The organism is Bacillus sp. AP50, assembly GCF_040492675.1.
Classification (GTDB): Bacteria; Bacillota; Bacilli; order Bacillales; family Bacillaceae_G; genus Bacillus_A; species Bacillus_A cereus.
The window spans coordinates 1-2,315 of record NZ_JBEUTW010000412.1 but is presented as its reverse complement, the minus strand read 5'-3'; the positions used below and the strand labels follow the sequence as shown (position 1 = coordinate 2,315).

The following is a 2,315-nucleotide window of genomic DNA, read 5'->3' as shown; positions in this document are numbered from 1 at the left end:
GGGAATACTAGTATAATAACAAGGAGAGCGTATTGGAAAGGGAAGAAGTATAGTATGCAAAAAATTAAAATTGTAACAGATTCAACGGCAGATTTATCACAAGACGTAATCGAAAAGTATGACATTCATGTTTTACCATTATCAATCTCTGTAAATGGACAAACATATTTAGATCGCGTTGATTTACAACCTGACGAATTTATTGAAGAAATGATTAAATCAGAGGAATTACCAAAAACATCACAACCAGCTATGGGTACATTTGTAGAAATGTATGACAAGCTAGGGGAAGATGGAAGCGAAGTCCTTTCTATCCATATGACAAGTGGAATGAGCGGTACTGTAGCAACTGCAAATAGCGCTGCATCAATGACTGATACAAAAGTAACAGTTGTTGATTCTCAATTTATTACACATGCTTTAGCATATCAAGTAATTGAAGCTGCAAAAATGGCAAATGACGGACGCTCACTAGAAGAAATTTTAAATCGTGTAGATGAAGTAAGAAAGAATACTCGTTTATATGTAGTAGTGGATACATTAGAAAACTTAGTGAAGGGTGGACGTATCGGTAAAGGAAAAGCGTTTATCGGTTCGCTACTTAATATAAAGCCAATTGCTAGTCTTGAAGAAGGTGTTTATAATCCTGTAACGAAAGTTCGTAGCCAAGGCCAAATTGTAAAAACATTAGCTAAGTTATTTGAGCAAGATACGGCTGGAAAAGTCGTAAAAGCTGTTGCAATTCCGCATGCGAAAGCAATTCCTTTAGCTGAAAGTATGAAAGCGGCGGTTGAAAAAGTGAGTGGATTTGCTCAATCAGAAATTTTCTATACAACGCCTATTATTAGTACTCATACAGGTCCGGGCGCAATCGGATTTATGTATTTAGCAGAGTAATAAAAAAGCTACTTGAAAATATATTTCAAGTAGCTTTTTTATGTAAATAGAAAGTAAGAAATAAGAAGAGCTACACAGGCACTACCGCTAATGATATAGCGAGTCTGTAAATATTCATTCATAGAAAACACCCTTTATCCCGCTATTTGCGGACAGTAAAACTCTCTACCTCAAATTTAGCTGGAGCAAAGAGGTTAGGTAGCGGGCTGCCCGTAAAAGCTTGATTGGTGAAGGCAAATAATCAGTGGGGATGAAGAAATCCCACTAATTAAAGTTTCACTATAGGATTTTCTATATTATATGTTGGATATAGAAAATCAGTCATTACGTTACACATGTAAAGTTTCAATTTTTTCGTTTATTTGCTTATCATTTGTTGCGTTACTATAAATAAAAGTTTGACCTAAAAAGAGTACATGCAGTTGTTCCCACGGTAACATGCGCAAATTCCAATTATTTCGAAGTCTAGTTATTGCTTCACGAGGTGTTTCATCGGCGAGTGCAAAAGCTCCGTAATGCATTGGTATAAAATGTGTAGCGTTTAAATCTAAATAAGCTTGCACGGCCTCTTCAGGTGAAACATGAGATACTTTCATAAACCATTCTGGTTCATAAGCGCCAATGGGCATAAGAGCAATATCAATTAAAAAGCGTTCACCAATTTCTTTGAAACCTTGGAAATAGCCACTGTCGCCACAAAAATATATGGTTTCCATAGTCGTTTCATTATCAATAATCCATCCGCCCCAGTGAGACGTATTCATATCAAATAAGAATCTTCTCGTCCAGTGCTGAGCAGGTACGAAGTGAAAAGAAACTTCGTTAATTATCGTACTTTCCCACCATTTATACTCTTCTACATGTTTAAATTTCTTACGAGTAAATAATTTTTTTAATCCAATAGGTACAAGATATAGAACATCATCATTCAACTGACGAAGAGTTGAAAAATCTAAATGATCATAATGACCATGTGAAATAAGGACAATATCAATTTTAGGTAGTGCTTCTATAGAGAGTCCAGGTTCTGTAAGTCTTGGAACTAGCTTTAATTTATTAGCCCATACTGGATCTGTTAATATATTAAGTCCATTCGTTTGGATAAGAAAAGTGGAATGCCCAATCCATGTGATAGTCGTTTTTTCAACATTACTTTGCAAAAATGCACTTTGTTTAACGGGTGATTGTTCTACTAAGAAAGAAAAATCTTTTTTGTTTTGCTTTCGTTCTTTACGCCAGCGTAAAAAAGAGCGAATTGATTTTTTTGTACTAACATTATCCATATTTTCATAGCGCTTTGCCATGAACATCACCTCATTTAAAATCGTTGTATTTGTATTGTACCGAAATGTTGTTAAGGAATACAGTGTAAAACATGGATTAATGTTTAAGGAATTGTTAAAAAATAGGGAGAGGTA

General features: G+C 34.9%; 2 protein-coding genes. One reads left to right on the top strand and one right to left on the bottom strand.

Going from position 1 to position 2,315, the window contains the following annotated elements; translation table 11 throughout:
* The first annotated feature begins 54 nt into the window (after positions 1-54).
* Positions 55-897, top strand: a complete 843-nt coding sequence (locus ABWK52_RS23565) for a DegV family protein (RefSeq protein ID WP_353772176.1) — start codon at positions 55-57, stop codon at positions 895-897.
* Between the two features lie 329 nt (positions 898-1,226).
* Here the strand turns inward: ABWK52_RS23565 and ABWK52_RS23560 are convergent, their stop codons facing one another.
* Positions 1,227-2,201 (bottom strand): MBL fold metallo-hydrolase, encoded by a 975-nt coding sequence (locus ABWK52_RS23560; protein ID WP_001129628.1) that lies wholly within the window; start codon positions 2,199-2,201, stop codon positions 1,227-1,229.
* Positions 2,202-2,315 lie beyond the last annotated feature (114 nt).

Excerpts from the sequence above, each read along its gene's own strand:
- ABWK52_RS23565 (WP_353772176.1), top strand. The coding sequence starts at position 55 with ATGCAAAAAATTAAAATTGTAACAGATTCAACGGCAGATTTATCACAA.
- ABWK52_RS23560 (WP_001129628.1), bottom strand. The coding sequence starts at position 2,201 with ATGGCAAAGCGCTATGAAAATATGGATAATGTTAGTACAAAAAAATCA.